A 24,008-nucleotide genomic window follows, 5' to 3' on the forward strand; every position below is an offset into this window, starting at 1 on the left:
GGCCTCGAACACTTGGCTGGCACCACCATTCTTCCGATTCCGGACAGGATTCATGAGCAAGAAGAAAGCAAAAGGGCCAACCAGTAACACCATCGCCCTGAACAAGAAGGCAAAACACGAATACCATATTGAAGAGCGCTTCGAGGCGGGCCTGGCGCTGCTGGGCTGGGAAGTAAAATCTCTGCGGGCCGGCAAAGCCCAGCTGGTAGACGCCTACGTGCTGCTGAAAGACGGGGAAGCCTGGTTACTGGGCGCACACATCACACCGCTGAACACCGCATCTACCCACGTGATTGCCGACCCTACCCGCACCCGCAAGCTGCTGCTGCACGCCAAGGAAATCGCCAAAATTGTCGGTCAGGTCAACCAGGCTGGGCACACCTGCATTCCATTAGCCCTGTACTGGAAGAAAAACCGGGTGAAATGTGAGATCGCCCTGGTGAAAGGCAAGAAGCTGTTCGACAAACGGGCGACGGAAAAGGAGCGGGACTGGAACCGCCAGAAGCAGCGGATCATGCGCGAAGCCCAATCCTGATTCACCGATTCTGTGTCGCATCTTCACCCTCTTTGCGGATGCGACCAGGCCTCCTATACTGAAAAGCTCTTTTTCGGCATCCGGCCCTGAAGCAGTACCTGTGGCCCGGTTCAGGTGCAAAGCTAACGGAGGGCTTATGTTACCCAAACGAACCCCAATGTCATCGGTGGATCGATCCTGGTTGCGTATGGACACCCCGGAAAATCCGATGATGATTTCCGCGGTACTGGCGTTCGATCAGCCCATCCCCATCAAACGCCTCAAGCGCACTCTGGAAGAACGCTTTCTCAAATTCCGCCGTTTTCGCCAACGGGTTACCGAGAAGCGTGACAAACTGTACTGGGAAGACGACCCACTGTTTGATCTCGATAACCATCTGCACACCATCGCCCTGCCCGGCAAAGCGGGCAAAACAGAACTCCAGGCCCTCACCAGCGATTTGAACAGCACCTCCCTCGATTTTCGCCGACCACTCTGGCAACTGCATTACATTGACAATTACCAGGGTGGCTGTGCCCTGTTGATCCGGATTCACCACTGCATTGCCGATGGCATTTCGCTGGTCAGGGTGCTGCTTTCGCTGACCGACAACACCCCGGAACCCAAGCTCGAACGGCTGGCTCAGAAGCCCGCGCCCGCCAAACCTAAAGTGCCTTTTTACAGCGCCTTTTTGAACCGGGTAGTCGACAGTGCCCAGGCCGCCTGGGAGCAAACCGGCGTGCTGGCGGAGGCAGTACGCAAAGACCCCAGCTACCCGCTGAAGCTGGCGGGCACGGCCGCCGATGTTGCCATGGATCTGGCCAAACTGGGCCTGGCACCGTTTGAACCAAAAACCAGCCTGAAAAGCCAACTGCTGGGCCGCAAACGGGTGGCCTGGGCAGAGCCATTGGAACTGGACAAGGTAAAAGCCTGTGCCAAGGCGCTCGGCGGTACCGTCAACGACGCTTTGCTCTGCGCCGCCTCAGGCGCCCTGACCCGACATTTTGTTGAGCACGGCCAACACATCCCGGAATGCGGCATCCGGGTGGCCGTGCCCTTTAACCTGCGGCCACTGAATCAGCCCATCGAAACCCTGGGCAACCAGTTTGGTCTGGTTTTGGTGGGCCTTCCGATTGACGTCTACGACCCGGTCATGCGCTTCCGGCAGGTTCAGGAAAATATGGATCGCCTGAAGCGCTCTTACCAGGCCCAGGTAACCTACAGCCTGCTCGATCTGTTCGGCCGCGGCCCGGATATCCTGGAGCGCCGCGCCCTGAAGCTGTTAAGCAACAAGGCTACCGCCGTACTCACCAACGTACCCGGCCCCCGTCATCCCGTGTATCTGGCCGGTAGCAAACTGGTGCAACCCATGTTCTGGGTGCCCCAGAGTGGCAACATCGGCATAGGCATGAGCATTTTCAGCTACGCGGGCACCGTGCAATTTGGCATCACCGTGGACAAAGGCATACAGGCCGACCCGGAAGCGGTGATGCATTATTTCCGGGACAGTTTCGAACAGCTCTACCGGGCCGCCATGGCACAGGAAGAACAGGTTCGGCAGGCTTCCTGAGTGGAAATACCGGGCGATAGGTATAAATAGTCGCCCGCAATTGCAAACAGCCCTTGAAGTTCGGCAATCCGGACACATATACTGAAGCAACAAGGGGACGACATGGCTTCGACGCTGGTGACGAACCCTTGGGTGCATGCCGAGATGGCAGCCAATCTCGTAAATCCAAAGCTGCAACGCAATAGTCGCAAACGACGAAAACTACGCACTGGCGGCGTAAGCCGCTCAGTCGTCCTGGCTGAGGCGCCTATAACTCAGTAGCAACATCCCAGGACGTCATCGCTTATAGGATGCTCCGTTCATCAGAGCTCACTGGTGTTCGGCTAAGATTAAAGAGCTCGCCTCTTGCACCCTGACCTTCGGGTCGCTTGAGGTTAAATTAATAGAAGGACACTAAGCATGTAGACCTCAAGGCCTAGTGCTGGCGGACGCGGGTTCAATTCCCGCCGTCTCCACCACCTTGCAGAAAAAAGCCCCTGATTTCAGGGGCTTTTTTTATGGTCATGCGTTAATTGGCGCCACGAATTGTCGCATGCTCCGGGCACCATACACGCCAGTCACTACGACAATAGAAGAGAACTTCGGCCAATGAACAACACGGAACAGCAATTCCTCAAAGCCCTGGACGACAAGCTCTGGAAAGCCGCCGACAAGCTCCGCGCCAACCTGGATGCCGCCAACTACAAGCACGTGGTGCTGGGCCTGATCTTCCTGAAATACGTCTCCGATGCCTTCGAGGAGCGCCAGGCAGAATTGCTGGAGCGGTTCAAGGATGAGAACGACGACATCTACTACCTGCCGCCGGAAGACTACGACGGCGACGAGGACTACCAGCAAGCCCTGCTCGAAGAGCTGGAAATACTGGATTACTACCGCGAAGCCAACGTGTTCTGGGTACCCAAACCGGCCCGCTGGAGCACCCTGAAAGAAAAAGCCGTGCTGCCTGTGGGCACCGTACTCTGGCAGGACGACGCCGGTAACGACGTTAAGCTGCGCTCCGTGTCCTGGCTGATCGACAACGCCCTGGAAGAAATCGAGAAAAGTAACGCCAAGCTCAAGGGCATCCTCAACCGCATCAGCCAGTACCAGCTGGACAACGACAAGCTGCTGGGCCTGATCAACACCTTCTCCGACACCTCCTTCACCAAGCCGGTGTTCGAGGGCGAGAAGCTGAGCCTGCACAGCAAAGACATCCTCGGCCATGTGTACGAATACTTCCTGGGCCAGTTCGCCCTGGCCGAAGGCAAGCAGGGCGGCCAGTATTACACCCCCAAGAGCATCGTCACCCTGATTGTCGAAATGCTGCAGCCCTACTCCGGCCGCGTATACGACCCGGCCATGGGCTCCGGCGGCTTCTTTGTCTCCAGCGACAAGTTCATCGAAGAACACGCCAGCGAACAGCACTACGACGCGAGCGAGCAGAAAAAGCACATCTCCGTGTACGGCCAGGAGTCCAACCCCACCACCTGGCGCCTGGCCGCCATGAACATGGCCATCCGGGGCATCGACTTCAACTTCGGCAAGAAAAACGCCGACACCTTCCTGGACGACCAGCACCCGGACTTACGCGCCGACTTCGTAATGGCCAACCCGCCGTTCAACATCAAAGACTGGTGGAGTGAATCCCTGGCCGACGACGTGCGCTGGAAGTACGGCACCCCGCCCAAGGGCAACGCCAACTTCGGCTGGATGCAGCACATGATCCACCATCTGGCACCGACAGGTAGCATGGCCCTGTTGCTAGCCAACGGCTCCATGAGCTCCAACACCAACAACGAAGGCGAAATCCGCAAGCGCCTGGTGGAAGAAGACCTGGTGGAATGCATGGTCGCCCTGCCCGGCCAGCTGTTTACCAACACCCAGATCCCGGCCTGTATCTGGTTCCTGACCCGGGACAAAGCCAACGGCATGGTGCGCAACGAGAAAAAGCGCGACCGCCGGGAAGAGTTCCTGTTCATCGATGCTCGTAATCTGGGATATATGCGCGACCGAGTGCTGAGGGATTTCACCAACGACGACATCGCCAAAATCACTGACACCTTCCACGCTTGGCAGCAATTTTCTCCCTCTCCCCTCGCGGGAGAGGGTCGGGGAGAGGGGGAGTATCAAGACATTCCCGGCTTCTGCAAATCCGCCAGCCTGGATGAAATCAAGAAGCATGACTTTGTACTGACGCCGGGGCGTTATGTGGGGGCTCAGGAGCAGGAAGACGACGGCGAGCCGTTTGCCGAGAAGATGGCGCGGTTGACCGGACAGCTGCGGGAACAGTTTGCGGAGAGTGACCGACTAGAGGCTGAGATCAAGCGGAATCTTGCAGGGCTGGGATATGAACTCTAAGCATCAGCGGCAAGTGAGATAAACACCATGAGCCGTTATGACATAACCGGTAGCGAAGGTGAGTACCAACCGGGCTCCGATAATAAGGTGCTGCGCAATCTTCCCGGCATTACCGACCCGGAAGAAATGAACATAGCAGAGACCGACCTGCTTGAAGAACTCTACCTCCAGGTATTCGACAATTTCCCGGAAGAGCTCACCTTCGAGACGCTCTGCCAGTGGCATCGTGTCTGGCTGGGCAATGTATACAGCTGGGCAGGACAATCTCGCACCGTTGATATGTCAAAGCCGAACATCCGGTTTGCATCACCAGTACAGATTCCAAAGCTCGCTGAGAAATACGAAGCGCAATATCTATCGCGTTTTGCTGAGCTACCCGAGATGAGTGACGACGAACTCGTCGCCTTCCTCGCCGAAGCGCATGTGGAGTTCATCCTGATTCATCCATTCCGTGAGGGCAACGGGCGGATATCGCGATTACTACTGGATGTAATGGCCACCAAGGCCGGTGCCGAACCTCTCGACTACAGCCTGTGGGATGAACACAAGGAGTTCTACTTTAAAGCCATTCAGGCGGGGCGGGACGGAGATTATCAATACATTGAACGCCTGATACGGGACGTTCTGGAGGCGCAGCAGTGAGCCGGGGTATCGTGAATCAGGAAGCCAACGCTAACTTTCTGGTGCGGCGCGAGCGAGACTTCAGACGTTTCTCAATGACTTCGGTTCGTTCGCCGGTCTCGATGGCGCTTGAGCTGGCAACAGCTCGCAGAATGCTGGCGCGGGAAACCGATACCTTGCCTGAGTTTTTTTTACGAACCATGGGACGACTCCGGAACCAAATGATTGATGAAATTATAACACTTGCCAGGCATACCGTCGCCTCAGGAGTTGCCCAACTGCCCGCTGAGGGAGTACGAATGATCCAGCGAATGATGATTCAGGGCCTTTCGAGACAGTTTGCTGAGAGCGACCGGCTGGAGACTGCGATCAAGCAAAATCTTGGGGGGCTCGGGTATGCCTGCTAACTGGCTGGAATATTCTTTAGTGGACCTTTGCTCGGAGATCACTGTCGGCCACGTCGGCTCAATGACCAATGAGTACCGAGATAGCGGAATTCCCTTTTTTCGATCTAAGAATATTCGTGAGTATCGTATTGATTGGGATGATGTTAAATACATATCCGAGAGCTTCCATGAAAGGCTCAAAAAATCTATGTTACGACCGGGAGATGTTGCTGTTGTTCGCACAGGGAAACCCGGCACAGCCTGCGTGATTCCTGATTACATAGATGAGGCCAACTGTTCAGACTTAGTCATAATGCGGGTTAACCCGCAACGGCTGTCAGCCTATTTTCTGAGCTATTACCTTAACTCCGTAGCCAACCACCAGATCAATTCACAACTGGTAGGCGCTGTTCAACAGCACTTCAATGTTGGTGCCGCTAAGAAGCTGTCGATAACCATTCCTGATCGAAATGAGCAGGAAAGAATAGTCAAGGTCGTTAAAGACCTTGATGACAAAATCCAGCTTAATCATAAAATCAACCAAACCCTCGAACAGATGGCCCAGGCCATCTTCAAAAGCTGGTTTGTCGATTTCGAGCCGGTCAAAGCAAAGATCGCCGCACTGGAAGCCGGCGGCAGCGAGGAAGACGCTCTGCTCGCCGCCATGCAGGCCATTTCCGGAAAAGGCGAAGCGGAACTAACCCGCCTCCAGGCCGAACAGCCCGAGCAATACGCCGAGCTCCGCGCCACCGCCGAGCTGTTTCCGTGGGCTATGCAGGATAGTGAGTTGGGGGAGATTCCGGAGGGGTGGGAGGTGCAATCCGTCGGGGATATTTGTAGAAGCACTGATTACGTAGCGAATGGCAGTTTCAAGGCGCTCAAGGAGAATGTGAGACTGTACGACGAAAAAAACGAAGTGATTTATGTCAGGACTACCGATTTCAACAAAGGGTTCGCATCCGATCTGAAGTACACAGACATGGCCTCTTATGAATTCCTGTCGAAATCAAAGTTATTTGGACGTGAGACGATCATCTCTAACGTCGGGGATGTTGGTACTGTTTTTAGAGCACCTACTTGGCTCAGACAGAACATGACCTTAGGGTCAAATGCAGTGGCCCTTATTTCGGGAGACTATGATGGCTATCTTTTTTGGCTATTTAGGTCTGATCACGGACAAAACTTAATCCAATCTATTGTCACCGGTAGCGCTCAACTGAAGTTCAACAAGACGAACCTCAGAGCGCTGAGAGTAATTATGCCTTCCAAGTCCGTTCTAGACTTATTTGAACGAAAAGAGCGTATTTTTCACGAAAAATACAACGCCATAAAGAGAGAGAATCTGAGCCTTGAACATCTTAGGGACTACCTTCTGCCGAAACTTCTTTCAGGCGAAGCCTCTGTAATTGCAGTGGATCACCATCCAGCGGACGAAGCTGAGACAGCAGATGTTTAAAATCAACCCCACCGCCAACCGCATCAGTCCACTGGAAGTAAAACGCTTCAGCGACCTCGGGTTCACTGAACGCAAACACCTGCAGGAATGGCTGGAAAACTACCCCCAGGCACTGACCCAGGGCGACGGCGACGAACTGCTGATCATTCAAAAGGAGTTCGACGGCTTCGACGACACTCGCGAACGGCTGGACTTACTGGCCATCGACAAGGACGGCAATCTGGTCATCATCGAAAACAAGCTCGATGACAGCGGACGGGATGTGGTGTGGCAGGCGCTCAAATACGCCAGCTACTGCGCCAACCTGAAGAAGCAGCAGGTGGTGGAGATCTTCCAGCGCTACCTGAACCAGAAGGCCCAGAACGAAGGCATCGCGCCAGCTGATGCGGAGAGCGTGTTGCTGGAGTTCCTGCAGGCAGACGACCTGCAATCTGTGCAACTCAACACCCTGAAAAGCCAACGCCTGATTCTGGTGGCCGCCCATTACCGCAAGGAGGTCACCAACACCGTGCTCTGGCTGAGCCAGTTTGGCGTCAACTGCCAGTGCTTCAAGGTCACGCCCTACCAGGCCGGTGCCGAACTGTTCCTGAACGTGGAGCAGATCATCCCCACGCCGGAAGCCTCGGACTTTATGATTGGCATGATGGCCAAGGAGGCCGAGGAAAAGAGCGCCAGCAATGAACAAAAGAGCCGGCATACGCTGCGTCTGTCTTTCTGGGAACAAACCCTGGAGGCCTTTGGCCGTAGTAACTGCTCGCTGTTTAACAACATCAGTCCAGCCAAAGATCACTGGTTAAATGCTGGCTCCGGGATCAGTGGCATGGGTTACCAGTTAATCTTTGGCAAAAATGAAGTGCGTGTTGGATTAAGTATGCAAAGCAGCCGTGCCGAGGCAAACCGCTTTGTATTTGACCGACTGCAGACCATGAAATCCCAGATTGAAACTGCTTTTGGTAACGAACTGGTATGGCTGCCCCTACCAGACAAGATTGCGTGCCGTATCCAGTATGAAAAGCCTGTCGATGGCTACAACAAGGCCAACTGGCCCGAGATGATCGAATGGTTGGTGGAGCACATGACCCGGCTGGAAAAAGCGCTGAGCGGGCCGCTGGACAAAGTGCGGCAGGAGCTGAAAACAACAAACTTCAGTAAAGAGCCGGGCACAGAGCACGATGCATAAGCCATTGACTATACTGAGCGGCTTGTAAACAACGACAAGGAACTGTCATGGCTGAACAACAAGTAAGAATCTTCACCTCAAGTGACGGCCAGGCGCAGCTGGAAGTGGCACTGGAGCAGGAAACCGTCTGGCTCAGTCAAGTCCAGATGGCGGAGCTGTTTGGCAAAGACGTGCGCACCGTCAACGAGCACGTGGCCAATGTGTTTCAGGAGGGGGAACTAGAGAAAGAACCAACTATCCGGAAATTCCGGATAGTTCGCCAGGAGGGCAAGCGTCAGGTTCAGCGGGACATTGATCACTACAATCTGGACATGATCATCTCCGTTGGCTACCGGGTGAAATCCCAGCGTGGCGTGCAATTTCGTAAATGGGCAACCCAGGTTCTCAAAGACCACTTGGTTCAGGGCTACACCCTCAACCAACGCCGTTTGGCCGGGCGCGGCATCGAGTTTGAGCAGGCCGTTGATCTGCTCAGCCGTACCCTCACCAATCAGGACTTGGTCTCCAGTGAAGGCGAAGCCGTCGCCCGGGTGATCAGCGACTACGCCCGCTCCTGGAGCCTGCTCCAAGGCTACGACGAGCAGCAGCTGGCCGAGGTGGGCATCAAGCAGCCGGATATGCAGCCACTGGAGTTAGACGAAGCCCTGAAAGCCATTGGCGAACTCAAACAAACGCTTATCGCCAAGGGCGAAGCCACCGAGCTGTTCGGCCAGTTGCGCGGAGATGGCCAGGCGCAGCTGGAAGTGGCGATTGGCCAAGAAACTGTTTGGCTCAATCAGAGGGTTACTTGAATTGATACGCCAGCTTGAAACAGAGAAAACAACAGAATGGCTATTCGGGCTGAACTTCGTGGATTATCAAGAGCGCCCAGAGGCCAAGACAGAATTACGCTGGGTAGACCGTCTGGTACCAGACGGCACCTGGTCGGGCAATCTGTTCGACTTTTACCGAATTGTGTACCGTAAGCTCACCAACCCAGACACGCTCAAGGTTCCTTTTCGATTAAGCGCCGGTCAGCGTCGGGACGACACTCCGGTGCATGAAGCCATTCGTGAAGCATTGGTAAACACTCTGGTGCATGCCGACTTTTCTGGGAGGATTTCCGTCCTGGTGGTGAAGCGACCGGACATGTTTGGTTTCCGGAACCCCGGTGATATGAGAATTCCCGTCGACAGGGCCGTACAGGGGGGAGAGTCTGACTGCCGTAACCGGATCATGCACCAGATGTTTCTGATGATAGGTCTGGGCGAAAGAGCGGGCTCCGGCATACCGAAGATCTACAGTGGGTGGAACTGGCGCCACTGGCGGCGACCCGCACTTTACGAAATCGACGAGCCACCGCAAACGCTGCTCGAACTTCGCATGCTCGAGTTAATGCCTGAGGAGGTTCAGCAGCAATTGGAGGAACGTTTTGGCGAGGCTTATAGCGTTCTGCCTCGTCTTGGACGCTTGATACTGGCGACCGCCGCAACTGAACAGGTGGTTTCTCATGGCCGTATCTCCGAGATCACTACAGACCACTCCCATGATATTACGGTTGCCCTGCAATCCCTGGTAAAAAACGGAATGCTTGAAGCAAACGGCCATGGTCGGGGCGCGGTATATCACCTTCCGGGGGCGGGCATGCCAACTCCGGAGCAGGTATTCGGCGTATCGATTGGCGTAGATCAGCCATCCTCAGAGGATAGAGTTTCAGGCCAAAAAACTTACTCCGGTGACAAAAGTAATTACTCTGGTGATAGCGCAAACTACTCCGGTGATACGGAGGTCTACTCCGGTGATAAGGCGCCCCAGTCCATCGGGAAGGCACCTTACTCCGGCGATAGCGATTCGACCGTTGATCGCAGGGATGCGTTTGGCCGTTTGATTTCACCGGCCCTCAAGGCTCCTGCCATTCACCATTTGGAGAATCTAACACCGGAGTTCTACCAGAAACTTAGCGCTATTGCAGAACCTTCTGCAACAAGCAAACGACTGGCCCCGGAGACGATGAAAGCCATTATTCTTAGGCTTTGCAATGGGCAGTACGTCACCCGCTCCTGCCTGGCAGAGTTACTGCACCGAACAGCAGACACACTCAGGCACCAGTATTTGAGTGTGATGGTTGAAGATAAATCACTGACATTGGCGTTCCCCCAATCACCCAATGATAAACGCCAAGCCTATATTACAACGAGCTCCTTGCAGGAACTCCAAGGATAAGAAACCGAAAAGGTAGTACGGGATGACTGAAGATCAGCTGGAACAACAATGCCTGCAATGGTTCGCCGAAGGCGGCTGGGAAATCGCCCATGGGCCAGACCTGGCGCCGGATGGTGAAGCCCCGGAGCGGGCCGACTACCGGCAGGTATTGTTGCTGGCGGATCTTGAGGCTGCGATACAGCGCATCAACCCTCACCTGCCCCAAAGCGCCGTTGAACAGGCTGTGGCCGTTGTGCGCAAACCCGAAAGCCTGGATGTGGTGATCAGCAACCGGGCCTTTCACCGCCTGCTGCTGGACGGTGTGCCGGTTGAGTACAAGCGCGACGACAAGGTTGTTCACGACCAGGCCTTTCTGGTGGATTTTGGCGACCTGTCTGCCAACCGTTTCCGGGCCATCAACCAGTTCACCATTGAGGGCTCTAAACAGCTCCGCCGGCCGGACGTGATCTGCTTTATCAACGGGCTACCGCTGGCGGTGCTGGAGCTGAAGAGCCCCGGCGCCGAGAATGTGAACATCTGGGACGCCTACAACCAGATCCAGACCTATAAAGACGAATGCTCCGATCTTTTTGCCTACAACGAAGCCGCCATCATCAGCGACGGGTATCTGGCTCGGGTAGGCTCCCTCACCGCCACCCAGGAGCGTTACATGCCCTGGCGCACCCTCAAGCACGAAGACGACAAGCCGCTGCTGGAATGGCAGCTGGAAACCATGGTGAGAGGCTTTTTCGACCGGGAGCTGTTCCTGGATTACATCCGATACTTTGTGATCTTCGAGACGGATTCCGACAAGCTGATCAAGAAGATTGCCGGATACCACCAGTTCCATGCGGTGCGTGAGGCGGTGAAGGCGACGGTGATTGCTGCACAGGATATGAGCCAGCATGGGATCGGCGAGAAACGCGCTACCTACGGCGATGAGGTTTTGCCCGGCAGCAAGAAAGCCGGCGTGGTGTGGCACACCCAGGGTTCCGGGAAGAGCATTTCCATGTGCTGTTACGCCGGCAAGCTGCTTCAACAGCCGGAGATGAACAACCCCACCCTGATTGTGGTCACCGACCGCAACGACCTGGACGGCCAGTTGTTCGCCACCTTCAGCGCCGCCCGGGAATTGTTGAAGCAGGAACCGGTGCAGGCCGACGACCGGGATACCCTTCGCCGCCTGCTGTCTGAGCGGGAATCCGGCGGCATTATCTTCACCACGGTACAGAAGTTCGCCCTGCTAAACGACGAATCTGGCCACCCGGTTCTGAACGACCGCCACAACATCGTGGTGATCTCAGACGAAGCCCACCGCAGCCAGTACGGCCTGAAAGCCACCCTCAAGAAAGACGGCACCTACAAGTTTGGCTACGCCCGCCACATGCGCGATGCCCTGCCTAATGCCTCGTTCATCGGCTTTACCGGCACCCCCATCGAGAGCGAAGACAAAGACACCCGGGCCGTGTTCGGCGATTACGTGTCCATCTACGACATCCAGGATGCCGTGGACGATGGTGCGACGGTGCCTATCTTCTACGAATCCCGCCTGGCCAAGCTGGACATCAACCGCGAGCAGATCGAAGAGCTGTCTGAGCAGGTGGAGGAAGTGGTTGAAGACGACGAAGACGTTGGCAGCCGCGAGAAAACGAAGGGCGAGTGGAGCCGGCTGGAAAAGCTGGTCGGTGCCGGCCCGCGCCTGAAGCAGGTGGCGGAAGACCTGGTGAACCACTTTGAAACCCGCTCCAACACCATCGATGGCAAGGCCATGATCGTGGCCATGAGCCGGGAGATTGCGGTTCACCTCTATAACGAGATTGTCACCCTGCGCCCGGAGTGGCACGACGACGATCCGGAGAAAGGCGCCATCAAGATTGTGATGACCGGCTCCGCCTCTGACCGCCCCCTGCTGCAGCCGCACATCCACAACAAACAGACCAAGAAGCGGTTCGAGAAGCGCTTCAAGGACATCAACGACTCGCTCAGGCTGGTGATCGTGCGGGATATGTGGCTGACCGGTTTCGATGCGCCTTGCTGTCACACCATGTACGTGGACAAGCCCATGAAGGGCCACAACCTGATGCAGGCCATTGCCCGGGTGAACCGCGTGTTCAAGGACAAGCCCGGCGGGCTGGTGGTGGATTACATCGGCATCGCCAACGAGCTCAAGCAGGCCCTGAAAACCTACACCGACGCCAAGGGCAAAGGCACTCCCACCCACAGTGCCGAAGAAGCCTACGCCATCCTGCTCGAGAAGCTGGACATCATCCACGGCATGTTTGCCCCCGGCCCTAAAGGCAAGGGCTTCAGCTATAGCGGTTTTGAAACCGAGCCCCACAAGTTCCTGGTGCCGACCGCCAACTACGTGCTCAGCCTGGAAGACGGCAAGAAGCGCTTCCTGGATACGGTGCTGGCGATGAACAAGGCCTTCTCCCTGTGCGCCACCCTGGACGAGGCCCAGGCGCTGCAGAAAGAAGTCGCGTTCCTGTCACAGGTGAAAACTGCCATCACCAAGTTCACCAGCGTGGACAAGAAGCTGACTGAGGAAGAGAAGAACACGGCGCTGCGGCAGATCCTGAACAACGCTCTCATCGCCGAAGGGGTTACCGATGTCTTCGCCCTGTGCGGCCTGGACAAGCCCAACATCGGCCTGCTCTCTGACGAGTTCCTGGAAGACGTTCGGCAAATGCCCTACAAGAACTTCGCGGTGGAGCTGCTGGAAAAGCTGCTCAAAGACGACATCAAGGCCAAGACACGCAATAACGTAGTTCAGGAAAAGAAGTACGCCGACCGCCTGCAAGAGACGCTGCGCAAGTACAACAACCGTGGGATTGAGACAGCTCAAGTCATAGAAGAGCTGATCGCCATGGCCAAGCAGTTCCAGGCTGAAATGGAGCGGGATGCCGCCCTCGGCCTGAACCCGGACGAAGTGGCCTTCTACGATGCCCTGGCCAGCAATGAAAGCGCCGTGCGGGAGCTGGGCGACGAAACCCTGAAGAAGATCGCTGTGGAGATTACCGATAAGCTGCGCAAATCCACCACCGTGGACTGGCAGGTGCGGGAGAGTGTGCGGGCCAAGCTGCGGATTCTGGTGCGGCGGACGTTGCAGCGGTACAAGTACCCGCCGGATAAGGCGCCAGCGGCGATTGAGTTGATTATGGAACAGGCGGAAGCCTTATCTAACCACTGGACAAGGTGAGTAATGAATTACTATACCGAGGCCTTCGACGGCCAGCTAAACGCGAGCCAGGGTGCTGCCCCTGTAGGTGGCCACGCCTTGTCTATCAAGTGGCAACCAAGCGTCGAAAAAACTGCCCGATCAGGCGTTGAAGGTGCTGCACTTTGGCGAGGGGCGTTAGCCGCCTGGGTTGCCTTCTCTGAGAAGGGAATTAATTTCTTCAAAGACTACTGGATAAGAACGAGCGATCCACAAAACAATACTACCGGCGATCACATTGATCTATGGAACGGATCACGCCTCACGGATTGGACATCGTGGCTGAGAATAAGCATGGGGCTGTCACTGGAAGGCTATTGGAGTGACTTCGGGAAGTCTAAAGAGATTCTGTTCTGGCGGGCCCAGTCATGAGAGCGGTAGTTTTCAGCATCGTTTTCGCAGCGGTTGGGCTGATCTTGTGTTACGGCGTTTTCTACATCATCGGCACCATCGGAGGCCCATTCCATCAGGGTGAAGATGACGCCTCCAGGAATATCCGAATCTTCCTGTTAGCAAGCGCGGGCAGCATTATTGCAGGCGGCTTAACTGGCTTTATGCTGGGACGAAGCCGCCGATGAACATTTCAGTGCGATTCCGAAAAGCGTTATCAGGTAATTAAAAAAATACGACAGCAACTATTTCCTGAAACCTCAAAAAACTCCTTATATCGGATCAACAGGCAGGCTCCAGAATTAACCCTACTGGCTACGGGCATCGGTTGACCCTTCAAAGTCACTTTTGTCACTTAGAACACACAGACCCGGACACCCAGCCCACTCAACCCGCAACCAATTGAAACAAACCACCTGACGATTACCCGTCTTCGGAACTGCTATTATTACTACAGATACGGCATCTATCGGCCCTAAAGTGTTCTTGCTCGCGGCCGTTGAGCTCAACACTGCCTTGCACCAGGGCAGGTCTTTTTTGAACAGGGTTAATTATGTCTGCCAACAAAACCTCACAATCCCAGAAACTCCTGCTGTTCCGCCTGCTGGGCTCGCGGTTGTTTGGTATTGGCACCCTGAAAATCCGGGAGATTCTGCCGTTTCAGCGGCTGACCAAGCTGCCGCACAGCCATCATGCGGTGATTGGCACCGCCACGTTCCGGGGCTCGGCGGTGCCGGTGATCGATATGTCGGCGGCGGTGGGCTATCCCCCGCTGTCCCGTGAGGAACGGGAAAAAGGCTCCATTATCATCACCGATATCCAGCGCAAGGAAATCGGCTTTCTGGTGCGCAATGTCCAGCAGATTATCGAGACCGACTGGCGCAGTGTGATGCCGCCACCCAAGGCGCTGGGCACTAATGCGTTTATCACCGGCCTGCTGGATGTAGATGGCGACATTATCCAGTTGTTAGATGTGGAACTGTTGCTGGCACGAGTGTACCCGGAATCTCTGGATTTCCAGGACGTCAGCTTGTCCGATGTGCAGAGCGAGACTCTGAAATCCCTGAATATTCTACTGGTGGATGACTCGCAGGTTGCCCGTAAGCAACTGAGCGATGTGCTGGACAGCAAAGGCATTCACTATCACGTAACCACCAACGGCAACGAAGCCCTGCAGGTGCTGTTGCGAGAGGACGAACTGGGGCATCCCATCGAGATTCTGGTGAGCGACATCGAGATGCCAGGGCTGGATGGCTACGAGCTGGCGTTCGACGTTCGGGACAACGCCTCGCTGAAGCAGCCCTACATCATTCTGCATACGTCGCTGAACAGCGAGATGAGCCTGAGCTACGCCAATCAGGTGGGCGCCAATGAAGCGCTCACCAAGTTTGATGCCGACGAGCTTTTGCAGGCCATGTTGCGAGGCGCCAACCAGACACCCTGATCCGGCTGGCTATCGGTTCCATTTTCTGAAACCGCTCCTGTGATGGCCACAGGAGCAGCGTATTACTCACCCAGCTTAAGCGCAGCCAGCGTGCGCTCGCGCACAGTATTCAACAGTTCTTCGTTGTCCACCAGCGACTGGCCGTAAGACGGGATCAGATCGCGCATGCGTGATTGCCACTCTTCAGTCTGCAGCTTCTCCGGGAAGCAACGCTCCAGCACATTCAGCATGGCATTGGCAGCCGTAGAGGCGCCCGGCGATGCCCCCAGCAGCGCTGCCAGGGTACCGTCTTTGGCCGCCACGATTTCGGTGCCAAATTCCAGCTTGCCACCGCCTTCGGCGGTCTGCTTGATAATCTGCACTCGCTGCCCGGCCATTTGCAGGCGCCAGTCTTCTTCGCGGGCATCCGGGAAGAAGTTGCGCAGGGCAGCAACCCGATCACCGTGGGACTGGAACACTTCACCAATCAGGTAGCGGGTCAGATCCATGTTGCTCTTGCTTACCGACAGCATGGGCCGCAGGTTGGTGGCGCGCACCGAACCGAACAGATCGAACATGGAACCTTTTTTCAGGAAGCGGGTGGTGAATCCGGCAAAGGGGCCAAACAGCAAGGCCGGTTCGCCATTGATAATACGGGTGTCCAGATGCGGAACCGACATGGGGGGGGCACCAATCGGCGCCTTACCGTATACCTTGGCGTGGTGTTCCTGAACGATTTCCGGCTTCTGGCACACCAGCCACTGCCCGCTCACCGGGAAGCCGCCGTAACCACGGGCCTCATCCACACCGGATTTTTGCAGCAACGGCAAGGCACCACCGCCGGCACCCAGGAACACGAAACCGGTTTCCAGCTTGGTCAGTTCGCCGGTCTTCTGGTTTTTCACCCGCAATTTCCAGCGGCCGTTATCGCGCTGGTCGATGTAATGCACCGGGCTGCTGAGCATCAGCTCAAAGTTAGGCTGGGTTTCCAGCCACTTCACCATGCTTCGGGTCAGGGAACCGAAATCCACATCAGAGCCGTGCTTGATCCGGGTGGCCGCCACACGTTCCATCGGATCCCGATGACGAACCACCAGCGGCATCCATTCTTCGAGCTCTTCCGGGCGTTCGGTGTATTCCATTTCACGGAACAGGTGGTGGGCACTCAAACGTTCATGCCGACGTTTAAGGAAGGCCACATCTTTCTCGCCCCAGACAAAACTCTGGTGCGGTGTGCGGTTAATAAAGCTGGAGGGTTCCGGCAGGATGCCCTGCTCCACCAGGTAAGACCAGAACTGCAGTGACACTTCAAACTGGGCGTTGATCTGTAGCGCCCGCGCAATCTCGACATCCCCATCGCCGGTTTCGGGTGTGTAGTTGAGCTCACAATAACCGGCATGGCCGGTACCCGCGTTGTTCCATCCATCGGTGCTTTCATGGGCAACGTGATCAAGTCGTTCCACCATGACAATATCCAGAGAAGGATCCAGCTGCCTGAGCATCATGCCGAGGGTGGCGCTCATGACGCCTCCTCCGACCAGCACTACGTCTGCCTGTCTAACGGCCATTGGTTTTCACCCTAGCTTTGTGTTGAAGCATGGCGCCACTTCACGATCAGCAAAGTGACTGTCGGAATCCGGCCAGGCGCGAGGTAGACGGCGCTGCCGAGAGCTTCCGGTCTGAAATTGGGCGCAATTATCCCGTTTTTTGATCTGAGAATAAATTGCGTTTAGCAATTGGTGTGTGCCAACAGAGCGACGTAGACCAGTGTCTTTTTTCAGGGCAAGCCTGTCAGTCGGGTGCCGCTTACGTGTCATTTTTTTCGCCAATTGTTGCGTGTTTTATCCCAAACATCAGCGCAACTTTAGTCTGATACTGCCTGGCAAGTTGTCTGGACCAGTTGCGATCTGGTAATCAAAACACAGGATTACTGACCTGCCGCCCTGTTTACGGTATCTTGTGCGCCCAACACACCCTTCGGGTTATCGGGGCTGTGATCAGGTTCTTTTACTGAGGTTTTTCTATGCTGATGGCTATCGGGGCCGTTATCGCCGGTTTGATTCTTCTGGTCTGGAGCGCAGACAAATTTGTTGAGGGTGCCGCGGCCACCGCTAAACATCTGGGCATGCCCCCGTTACTTATCGGCATGGTCATCATCGGTTTTGGTACTTCTGCGCCGGAACTGGCGGTCTCTGCCATGGCAGCTGCCGATGGCAACCCCGGCCTGGCACTGGGCAATGGCTATGGTTCCAACATCACCAACATTGCATTGATTGTCGGGCTTACTGCGCTTATTTCGCCCATTGCTGTGCACTCCCAGGTCATCCGGAAGGAGCTGCCTCTGCTGGTAGTACTTACCCTTATCGCGGGCGCCCAGCTCATCGACGGCGAGCTGACCCGTCTTGATGGCTGGGTATTGCTGGGCGTGTTTGCCGCTGTGATGGGCTGGTCTATTTACCAGGGCATCAAGGGCAAGGGCGATCCGCTTGGCAGCGACACCAGCGAAGAAGTCGTTGTTGAAATGCCGTTGAAGTCGGCCATCGGCTGGCTGGCGATCGGGCTCGTTCTGCTGGTTGTCAGTTCCCGGCTGCTTGTGTGGGGGGCGGTCTCGATTGCCCAAACGCTTGGCGTCAGCGATCTGGTCATCGGCCTGACCATCGTTGCCATTGGCACCTCTCTGCCCGAACTGGCCGCTGCTATTGCGGCGGTTAAGAAGAACCAGCACGACCTGATATTGGGTAATATTCTGGGGTCTGGTATCTTCAATACCCTGGCGGTGGTGGGTCTGGCAGCGGTCATCAAACCGCTGTCGGTCGATCCGGAAGTCTTGTACCGAGACTGGACGCTGATGCTGGGCCTGACACTGGCATTGCTGGTCATGGGTTTCGGCCTGACCGGGTGGCGCAAACTGGTGTCCCGGTTCGACGGCGCTCTGCTGCTTACAGCCTACCTGGCTTACACCGGCTACCTGCTCTCAACGGTTGTCTCCGCTGCCGCCTGAGGCGCCGGGCTACTCCGCTTCACCGTTTCCGAGCAGGGCTTCGATTTCCTGGCGGACATCGTCCATGAGCCGGGCAATGTCCTGCTTGCTTTTACCAGCGGTATCAATCGGCCTGCCAACTCTCACATCCACTGGCTGCCCCAGATTGATGTGCCAGCTACGGGCGGGTAACACCCGGTGAATACCCCGGATGGCCACGGGCACAATCACCGCCTGGGTATCCAGCGCCAGATGAAAGCAGCCCTTCTTGAACGGCAGTAAGCGACCATCTGGTGAGCGTGTGCCCTCCGGCGCCGCCCAGAGAACGACACCGCTTTCCATCATCTGCCGGGCCTTTTCCAGATCCTGAACCGCGCGGTTTCGGCGGCTACGGTCGATCGACGGAAACTCTCCGGCGCGCATGGCCTGGCCCAGCAACGGAATGCTGAACAGTTCCTTTTTAGCCAGCATCCGGATAGTCCCCGGAAGAGACACAAAACTCACCGGAATATCATAGTGGCTGGCATGGGTGCTCATAATGATATACCGGCGGCCATCGCTGAAGTCCGGCACTTCGCCGCGCACTGTCAGGCTTACACGAACAAGCCTCAAGAGGGCGGCAGACCACTCCCGGCAATACTTGTCGACAATCGGGCGATTCAACCGGCCGAACAGCGCCCGCAACAGAACCAGCAGCGAGTAGATTGCAGTCAGACCAACCGAACCAAGAACCACACCAGCCCGGCGCAAAAGGGTGGCGGACTCCGTTAATGGACTTAAATTCAGTCTGATCATTTCTCAATTCCTCAATGGTGCAATCCGCGCTGGCTGGCCGGAGTGTCAGCGCGCAATTATACCGGCTCAGCAAACAACTGAATAACCAGCAGGCCTTGATCATTTCTTAACCACACCCTATACCTTGTAGGGAGATGTACTCAGGTACATTCCCCGCAGCTTACCGTCATCAACAACAATTTACGGAGACGGATGATCATGAACACCAAAGCAGGAGTTCAGCGGGGTCAGGACGATCCCAGCCTTGCCTCACCCTCACGCCGTGCCATTCTGATTGGCAGCGCCGCCCGCTGCTGTCACCGAAAATCCCGATGCCTGGGAAGTACGCATCGAGGGCGTAAAGAGCCCTCGCAGTTTCACCGTAGCCGAGCTTAAGACCATGGGCGTGACGACCGTGGCCTCGGTGCTGCAATGCTCCGGTAATGGCCGCGCCTTCTTTCCCCACGGTGCTGGCGGTACCCAATGGTCAGTGGGTGCCGCGGGCTGCGTGATGTGGACCGGTGTGCCACTGAAAGACGTTATCGATGCACTCGGAGGTCCGGTCGACGATGCCCGTTATGTCACCAGTACCGGCGGCGAAGAACTACCCGCAGGCCTGGATCCGAAAACCATCGCGGTGGAGCGTTCGGTGCCCACCCGGGCGCTGGAATCGGCTTTGCTCGCCTGGGAAATGAACGTCAAATCCTGGATCACCGCGCCCCTGGACATGGGCCACAAAGGCCGAAATATGATTTATGGCGTGGCGTTTGGCGGCACCACCTAATCGGATTCTTCAAACACCAGAGCGATGGAGTTCAGGCAATAGCGCTGGCCGGTAGGTGGTGGGCCGTCGGGAAACACATGGCCCAGATGACTGTCGCACCGGGGGCAACGTACCTCGGTGCGGGTCATCCCCAGACTGCTGTCTTCCAGATACCGGATGTGCTCCGGATCGAACGGCTGAAAGAAACTGGGCCAGCCCGTGCCGGAATCGAATTTCGAGTCGGAGCTGAACAGCGGCAGTTCACACAGCCGGCAGTGATACACCCCACGCTTCTTGTTATCCAGCAAGGTGCCGCAAAACGGCCGCTCCGTGCCGTGATCCAGCAATACGCGGCGCTCTTCAGCGGTCAGATTCGCCGCCAGCTCGTTGATTTGTTCAGGGGTCAGCGGGGTCAGGTTATAACCTGCGGCAGACTGGGCCATTCGATTGCTCCTCAGGCTTGGTCAGGGTCGTCGTCACGGTATTCTGGTTTCAGCTGATCCGGCCAGGCCCGCGTCAGCTTCTCAACCTTGGGTGCCGCCACTGCCATAATGTAGGGCTGGCGCGGGTTCCGTGCCGCAAAATTCTGATGATAGGTCTCCGCCGGATAAAACGCCTCCAGAGGCTCCAGCGTTGTCACAATTGGATCCGGGTACACTCCGGCTTCGTCCAGCTGGCTGATGTAGGCTTCTGCCACCTGCCGCTGTTCCGGAGTTTCATAGAAGACTGCAGAGCGATACTGGGTTCCGATATCATTGCCCTGCCGGTTCAGCTGGGTGGGATCGTGAGCCACCGAGAAAAACAGCTTCAGTAACTGGCCAAAGCTTACTTTGGCCGGGCTGTAGGTAATGTCTATCACTTCAGCGTGGCCTGTGGTGCCGGAACAGACGGCTTCATAGTTCGCCGTTCGAGCCTCACCACCCGCATATCCCGGCGCTACCGCTTCCACGCCGTCCACCGCCAGAAAAACGGCCTCCACACACCAGAAACAGCCTCCGGCCAGCACTAGCCGAGACTGCGCACCGGCTTCCGCCAGATCTTCGGCCGGATCGGGAAAGCGGCTTCTGGGTACACTCAAGCCTGGCAGATTGCATGCGTCAGTCATCGGTTGCTCCGTTCTGAATAACATTATCGGAAAGGTGAGCGCGTCTTTCTGATTCTGACGCTTCACCGGGGAAAAGCCAAATTGGCAGAGGCGGTTGCACAACCACCGACAGCTACCATAATAAGTTTAAGGGCCAAACATAAGGCCCTGCTCGGCATAAAGGACATGCATCATGACCGTCAGGGTTCCATCATCGGAAAACCAGGACGAACTGCTGCAGTATCGCCTTAGCCTCAGGCTGGGGCCGGTGCATGCACGGCAGCGCCTGGCCATCGAAGAAGACGCCGAGGCCCGGGTGTTTGGCCGCGACAAGTGTTCCTTTCATCTGGAAAACCTCACCAATGCACCCAATTTCATACGCTTCTGCCTGCAAGCCGTGGGCCTGCTGGGCCGTGCCCGGGCCAACAGCCTGAAACTCAGAACCCTGCACAACCGGTTTATCTTGCCGGCGTTGCCAAAGAGTTTCGAAGGCTACCGGATTCTGCACCTGACCGATCTGCACGTCGATATGGACGAGCAGAACCTGCAAGCTGTTATTCGGGAAATACGGCCGCTGGATTACGACCTGTGTGTGCTGACCGGCGACTACCGCCAGCAGACCTGGGGCCCGGTCGACAAGGCATTGGACGGCATGGCTCGGTTACGCAAAGCCATCCGGGGCGAGGCCTATGCTGTGCTCGGTAATCACGACAGCATCCGGATGGTTCCCCCCCTGGAAGATATGGGCTATCGCCTGTTGATGAACGAGATGGTGCCCGTGGTAAAAGACAAGGCCCGGCTTTATCTGGCCGGTGTTGACGATGCCCATTACTACAAAGCGCACAACCTGCATCAGGCGGGTGACAAGATACCCCCCGGCGGCCTGAGCCTGCTGTTGAGCCACACCCCCGAAATATGGCGGGAAGCTGCCTTTGCGGGTTACGACCTTTTTCTGTGTGGCCACACCCACGGAGGCCAGATCTGCCTGCCCGGCGGCATTCCCCTCACCCTCGACTCGGATTGTCCGCGCCGCCTTGGCCGGGGGCCCTGGCAGGCCAATGGCATGCAGGGTTATACCTCGCCGGGTGCGGGCACCTCGGTCCTGAACGTGCGCCTGAATTGCCCGCCAGAAGTAACTGTTCATACCCTCACCCGGGGACCTGACGGAAAAACTCAATGAGGCTGTTTGCGAATCCCCAGCCGGTAAAGCAGCGGTGACACCAGCATATTCGATAAGGCAAACAACACCGACACGGCGCCCGCCTCCCAGGCTGGCAAGTTTAGCCACCACCAGGCCAGTGTCATGGGCAGCACAGCTTCCGGGAGTTGATCCAGCCAGGCCGCCCGGGCACTTGCGGGCATGCCCACCCGGCGTTTGGTGAAACTGCTGAGCAAATCGCCCACCAGCGCCAGAAGACCAAACAGGGCACCGAATAACCAGCCCACTCCCAACAAGCCAGCGAACAACGAACAGCAAGCAGTACCGGCAATCAGCCCGCGCCAGGTTTTGCTGGCGCCGAATATCGGGCGGCCATCGCGCCAGCGCCGCCCCCCGTCAACAGGCCAGTTGCCCCGCTGATGCAACAGGCGGGCAACCACCACCGGCGAGCCGTTGGCCATCACGAGCATCACAAAGAGTTCCAGCGACAGCAGCATGGTTACCCCTCGTTACCGGCGGGTACCCTGTCAGCTCAGGCCACCCCGGGTCAGCTTCAATGGATCCATCAGTTGTTCAAGTCGCTCTCGGCTCAGGCCGCTGCGCTCCTCCGCCACATCAATAACCGGCCGCCCGGAACGGTAGGCCTCTTTAGCGATCTCCGAGGCCAGCGCGTAACCGATTTCCGGATTCAGCGCAGTTACTAATACAGGATTACGGCCTACACCAGCCGCCAGATTATCGGCATTGACGGTAAACCCGCTAATGCATTTTTCCGCCAGCAGCGACGATGCATTCGCCAGCAGTGTGGTCATGTCCAGCAGGTTGGCACCCACCAGAGGCAACATGACATTGAGCTGAAAGTTCCCGGACTGACCGGCCATGGCCACGGCGGCATCCAGCCCCATCACCTGGGTGCTTACCATGGCCACGGCCTCCGGAATAACCGGATTCACCTTGCCGGGCATAATGCTGCTGCCCGGTTGCAACGCAGGCAGACTGATTTCTGCCAGGCCGTGAATCGGGCCGCTGTTCATCCAGCGTAAATCATTCGCTATTTTCGCCAGAACCACGGCAACGCCCCGCAACTGGGCGGACACGGCTACCGGGCCGTCTACCGCACTCTGGCCAACAAACTTGTGTTCCAGGGATCGAAACGCAAAGCCGGTGTTCTGCTTCAGGAACTTGACAAACTGGCCCGAAAACTCAGATGCGGCATTCACACCGGTGCCCACAGCGGTACCGCCCTGAGGCAGAGCCGCCAGTTCTTCCATTGCTTTTTCCAGCCGGTTTTCCGCAGCAGCGATCTGCTCACGCCAGGTTCGCAATTCCTGGCCAAGGGTGATGGGCATGGCATCCATCAGATGGGTACGCCCGGTCTTTACCTGGCTGTTAAGCTCAGCCTCACGACCATAGATCATGCCCCGCAGACGCGACAGGGCAGGCAAAAGCCGGTCCTTCAACGCCAGCACCGAACTCAGGTGAATGGCGGTGGGGATCACATCATTAGAGCTCTGGCTCATGTTCACGTGGTCGTTAGGGTGCACCTCTACACCCTGTTGGCGGGCGATGGCGGCAATAACCTCGTTCACGTTCATATTGGTGCTGGTTCCGGAGCCGGTCTGGTAGCGATCCACCGGAAACTGATCGGCAAACTCGCCTTTCAGCAGGTGCTCACAGGCCTCGCAGATAGCATCCCGAAGCTCTGGCGCCAACAGGCCCAGTGAGGTGTTTGCCTGGGCGGCAGCGCGCTTGACCTGAACCACTGCCTGAATAAATGGCGGCGGCATGGGCTGGCCACTGACCGTAAAGTTATTCACCGCCCGCTGGGTCTGAGCACCCCACAACACATCCGCCGGAACCTGAACCTCTCCCAGACTGTCTTTTTCCGTTCTGAACTCTGCCACCCTGCTTACCTCGCTTGATCCATTCATTAACCCGGCAACACCCGCTACAGGCTGTTGCCCTGCGATCTC

21 protein-coding genes and 1 other RNA gene are annotated in these 24,008 nt (G+C 56.7%); 16 read left to right on the forward strand and 6 right to left on the reverse strand.

Annotation, left to right across the window (positions count from 1 at the left end; genetic code table 11):
* Nucleotides 1-52 precede the first annotated feature (52 nt).
* The 13 genes from smpB (at nt 53) to C7H09_RS08555 (ending at nt 15,296) form a co-directional block, all read left to right on the forward strand.
* A complete protein-coding gene (smpB, locus tag C7H09_RS08490) occupies nt 53-535 on the forward strand; it encodes an SsrA-binding protein SmpB (RefSeq protein WP_106762127.1) in 483 nt (160 codons plus the stop codon).
* 136 nt (nt 536-671) lie between these two features.
* A complete protein-coding gene (locus C7H09_RS08495; RefSeq protein ID WP_106762128.1) occupies nt 672-2,084 on the forward strand; it encodes a WS/DGAT/MGAT family O-acyltransferase in 1,413 nt (470 codons plus the stop codon).
* 93 nt (nt 2,085-2,177) lie between these two features.
* Nucleotides 2,178-2,542, forward strand: a transfer-messenger RNA (tmRNA) gene (ssrA, locus tag C7H09_RS08500).
* A gap of 130 nt (nt 2,543-2,672) precedes the next feature.
* Nucleotides 2,673-4,421, forward strand: coding sequence for a class I SAM-dependent DNA methyltransferase (locus C7H09_RS08505; RefSeq protein WP_106762129.1), 1,749 nt, complete (start codon nt 2,673-2,675; stop codon nt 4,419-4,421).
* A 27-nt stretch (nt 4,422-4,448) separates the two neighbouring features.
* A complete protein-coding gene (locus C7H09_RS08510; protein ID WP_106762130.1) occupies nt 4,449-5,063 on the forward strand; it encodes a Fic/DOC family protein in 615 nt (204 codons plus the stop codon).
* The gene (locus C7H09_RS19865) at nt 5,060-5,449 is read left to right on the forward strand and encodes a hypothetical protein (protein ID WP_165794807.1); all 390 of its coding nucleotides are present in this window, start codon (nt 5,060-5,062) and stop codon (nt 5,447-5,449) included. The genes C7H09_RS08510 and C7H09_RS19865 overlap by 4 nt, the downstream gene beginning before the upstream one ends.
* The gene (locus C7H09_RS08520) at nt 5,439-6,884 is read left to right on the forward strand and encodes a restriction endonuclease subunit S (RefSeq protein ID WP_106762132.1); all 1,446 of its coding nucleotides are present in this window, start codon (nt 5,439-5,441) and stop codon (nt 6,882-6,884) included. The genes C7H09_RS19865 and C7H09_RS08520 overlap by 11 nt, the downstream gene beginning before the upstream one ends.
* On the forward strand, nt 6,877-8,064 hold the full coding sequence (locus tag C7H09_RS08525) for a DUF4268 domain-containing protein (protein ID WP_106762133.1): 1,188 nt from the start codon (nt 6,877-6,879) through the stop codon (nt 8,062-8,064). Before C7H09_RS08520 ends, C7H09_RS08525 begins: the two co-directional genes overlap by 8 nt.
* Before the next feature lie 47 nt (nt 8,065-8,111).
* Complete coding sequence (locus tag C7H09_RS08530) at nt 8,112-8,855, forward strand: virulence RhuM family protein (protein ID WP_240616539.1); 744 nt, start codon at nt 8,112-8,114, stop codon at nt 8,853-8,855.
* Nucleotides 8,815-10,266, forward strand: coding sequence for a putative DNA binding domain-containing protein (locus C7H09_RS08535; RefSeq protein ID WP_133166215.1), 1,452 nt, complete (start codon nt 8,815-8,817; stop codon nt 10,264-10,266). The genes C7H09_RS08530 and C7H09_RS08535 overlap by 41 nt, the downstream gene beginning before the upstream one ends.
* 22 nt (nt 10,267-10,288) lie before the next feature.
* Nucleotides 10,289-13,444, forward strand: a complete 3,156-nt coding sequence (locus C7H09_RS08540) for a type I restriction endonuclease subunit R (protein WP_106762135.1) — start codon at nt 10,289-10,291, stop codon at nt 13,442-13,444.
* 3 nt (nt 13,445-13,447) lie between these two features.
* Complete coding sequence (locus tag C7H09_RS08545; RefSeq protein WP_106762136.1) at nt 13,448-13,834, forward strand: T6SS effector amidase Tae4 family protein; 387 nt, start codon at nt 13,448-13,450, stop codon at nt 13,832-13,834.
* A 571-nt stretch (nt 13,835-14,405) separates the two neighbouring features.
* Entirely contained in the window at nt 14,406-15,296 is an 891-nt protein-coding gene (locus C7H09_RS08555; protein ID WP_106762138.1) for a chemotaxis protein, read from the forward strand.
* A gap of 62 nt (nt 15,297-15,358) precedes the next feature.
* On the opposite strand, the gene mqo is transcribed toward C7H09_RS08555, so the two are convergent.
* Complete coding sequence (mqo, locus tag C7H09_RS08560; protein WP_106762139.1) at nt 15,359-16,843, reverse strand: malate dehydrogenase (quinone); 1,485 nt, start codon at nt 16,841-16,843, stop codon at nt 15,359-15,361.
* Nucleotides 16,844-17,298: 455 nt separating this feature from the next.
* On the opposite strand from mqo, the gene C7H09_RS08565 reads away from it, so the two are divergent.
* Nucleotides 17,299-18,276 carry a calcium/sodium antiporter gene (locus C7H09_RS08565; RefSeq protein WP_206074297.1) on the forward strand — a complete coding sequence of 326 codons (978 nt, stop codon included), beginning with the start codon at nt 17,299-17,301 and terminating at the stop codon, nt 18,274-18,276.
* Between the two features lie 9 nt (nt 18,277-18,285).
* Here the strand turns inward: C7H09_RS08565 and C7H09_RS08570 are convergent, their stop codons facing one another.
* Nucleotides 18,286-19,050, reverse strand: a complete 765-nt coding sequence (locus tag C7H09_RS08570) for a lysophospholipid acyltransferase family protein (RefSeq protein WP_106762140.1) — start codon at nt 19,048-19,050, stop codon at nt 18,286-18,288.
* Between the two features lie 274 nt (nt 19,051-19,324).
* Between C7H09_RS08570 and C7H09_RS08575 the strand changes: the two genes are divergently transcribed.
* Entirely contained in the window at nt 19,325-19,813 is a 489-nt protein-coding gene (locus C7H09_RS08575; protein WP_276309313.1) for a molybdopterin-dependent oxidoreductase, read from the forward strand.
* Here the strand turns inward: C7H09_RS08575 and msrB are convergent.
* Together msrB and msrA are read right to left on the reverse strand one after the other, a co-directional pair.
* On the reverse strand, nt 19,810-20,235 hold the full coding sequence (gene msrB / locus C7H09_RS08580; RefSeq protein WP_106762141.1) for a peptide-methionine (R)-S-oxide reductase MsrB: 426 nt from the start codon (nt 20,233-20,235) through the stop codon (nt 19,810-19,812). The two genes, C7H09_RS08575 and msrB, sit on opposite strands and share 4 nt — an antisense overlap.
* Nucleotides 20,236-20,246: 11 nt before the next feature.
* Entirely contained in the window at nt 20,247-20,897 is a 651-nt protein-coding gene (msrA, locus tag C7H09_RS08585) for a peptide-methionine (S)-S-oxide reductase MsrA (protein ID WP_106762142.1), read from the reverse strand.
* A gap of 172 nt (nt 20,898-21,069) precedes the next feature.
* Between msrA and C7H09_RS08590 the strand changes: the two genes are divergently transcribed.
* Nucleotides 21,070-22,056, forward strand: a complete 987-nt coding sequence (locus tag C7H09_RS08590; protein WP_106762143.1) for a metallophosphoesterase — start codon at nt 21,070-21,072, stop codon at nt 22,054-22,056.
* Here the strand turns inward: C7H09_RS08590 and C7H09_RS08595 are convergent.
* Nucleotides 22,050-22,532, reverse strand: coding sequence for a CDP-archaeol synthase (locus tag C7H09_RS08595; protein WP_106762144.1), 483 nt, complete (start codon nt 22,530-22,532; stop codon nt 22,050-22,052). The two genes, C7H09_RS08590 and C7H09_RS08595, sit on opposite strands and share 7 nt — an antisense overlap.
* 30 nt (nt 22,533-22,562) lie before the next feature.
* On the reverse strand, nt 22,563-23,939 hold the full coding sequence (locus tag C7H09_RS08600; protein ID WP_106762145.1) for a class II fumarate hydratase: 1,377 nt from the start codon (nt 23,937-23,939) through the stop codon (nt 22,563-22,565).
* Nucleotides 23,940-24,008 lie beyond the last annotated feature (69 nt).

Source organism: Marinobacter fuscus (assembly GCF_003007675.1).
In the GTDB taxonomy this organism is placed as follows: domain Bacteria; phylum Pseudomonadota; class Gammaproteobacteria; order Pseudomonadales; family Oleiphilaceae; genus Marinobacter; species Marinobacter fuscus.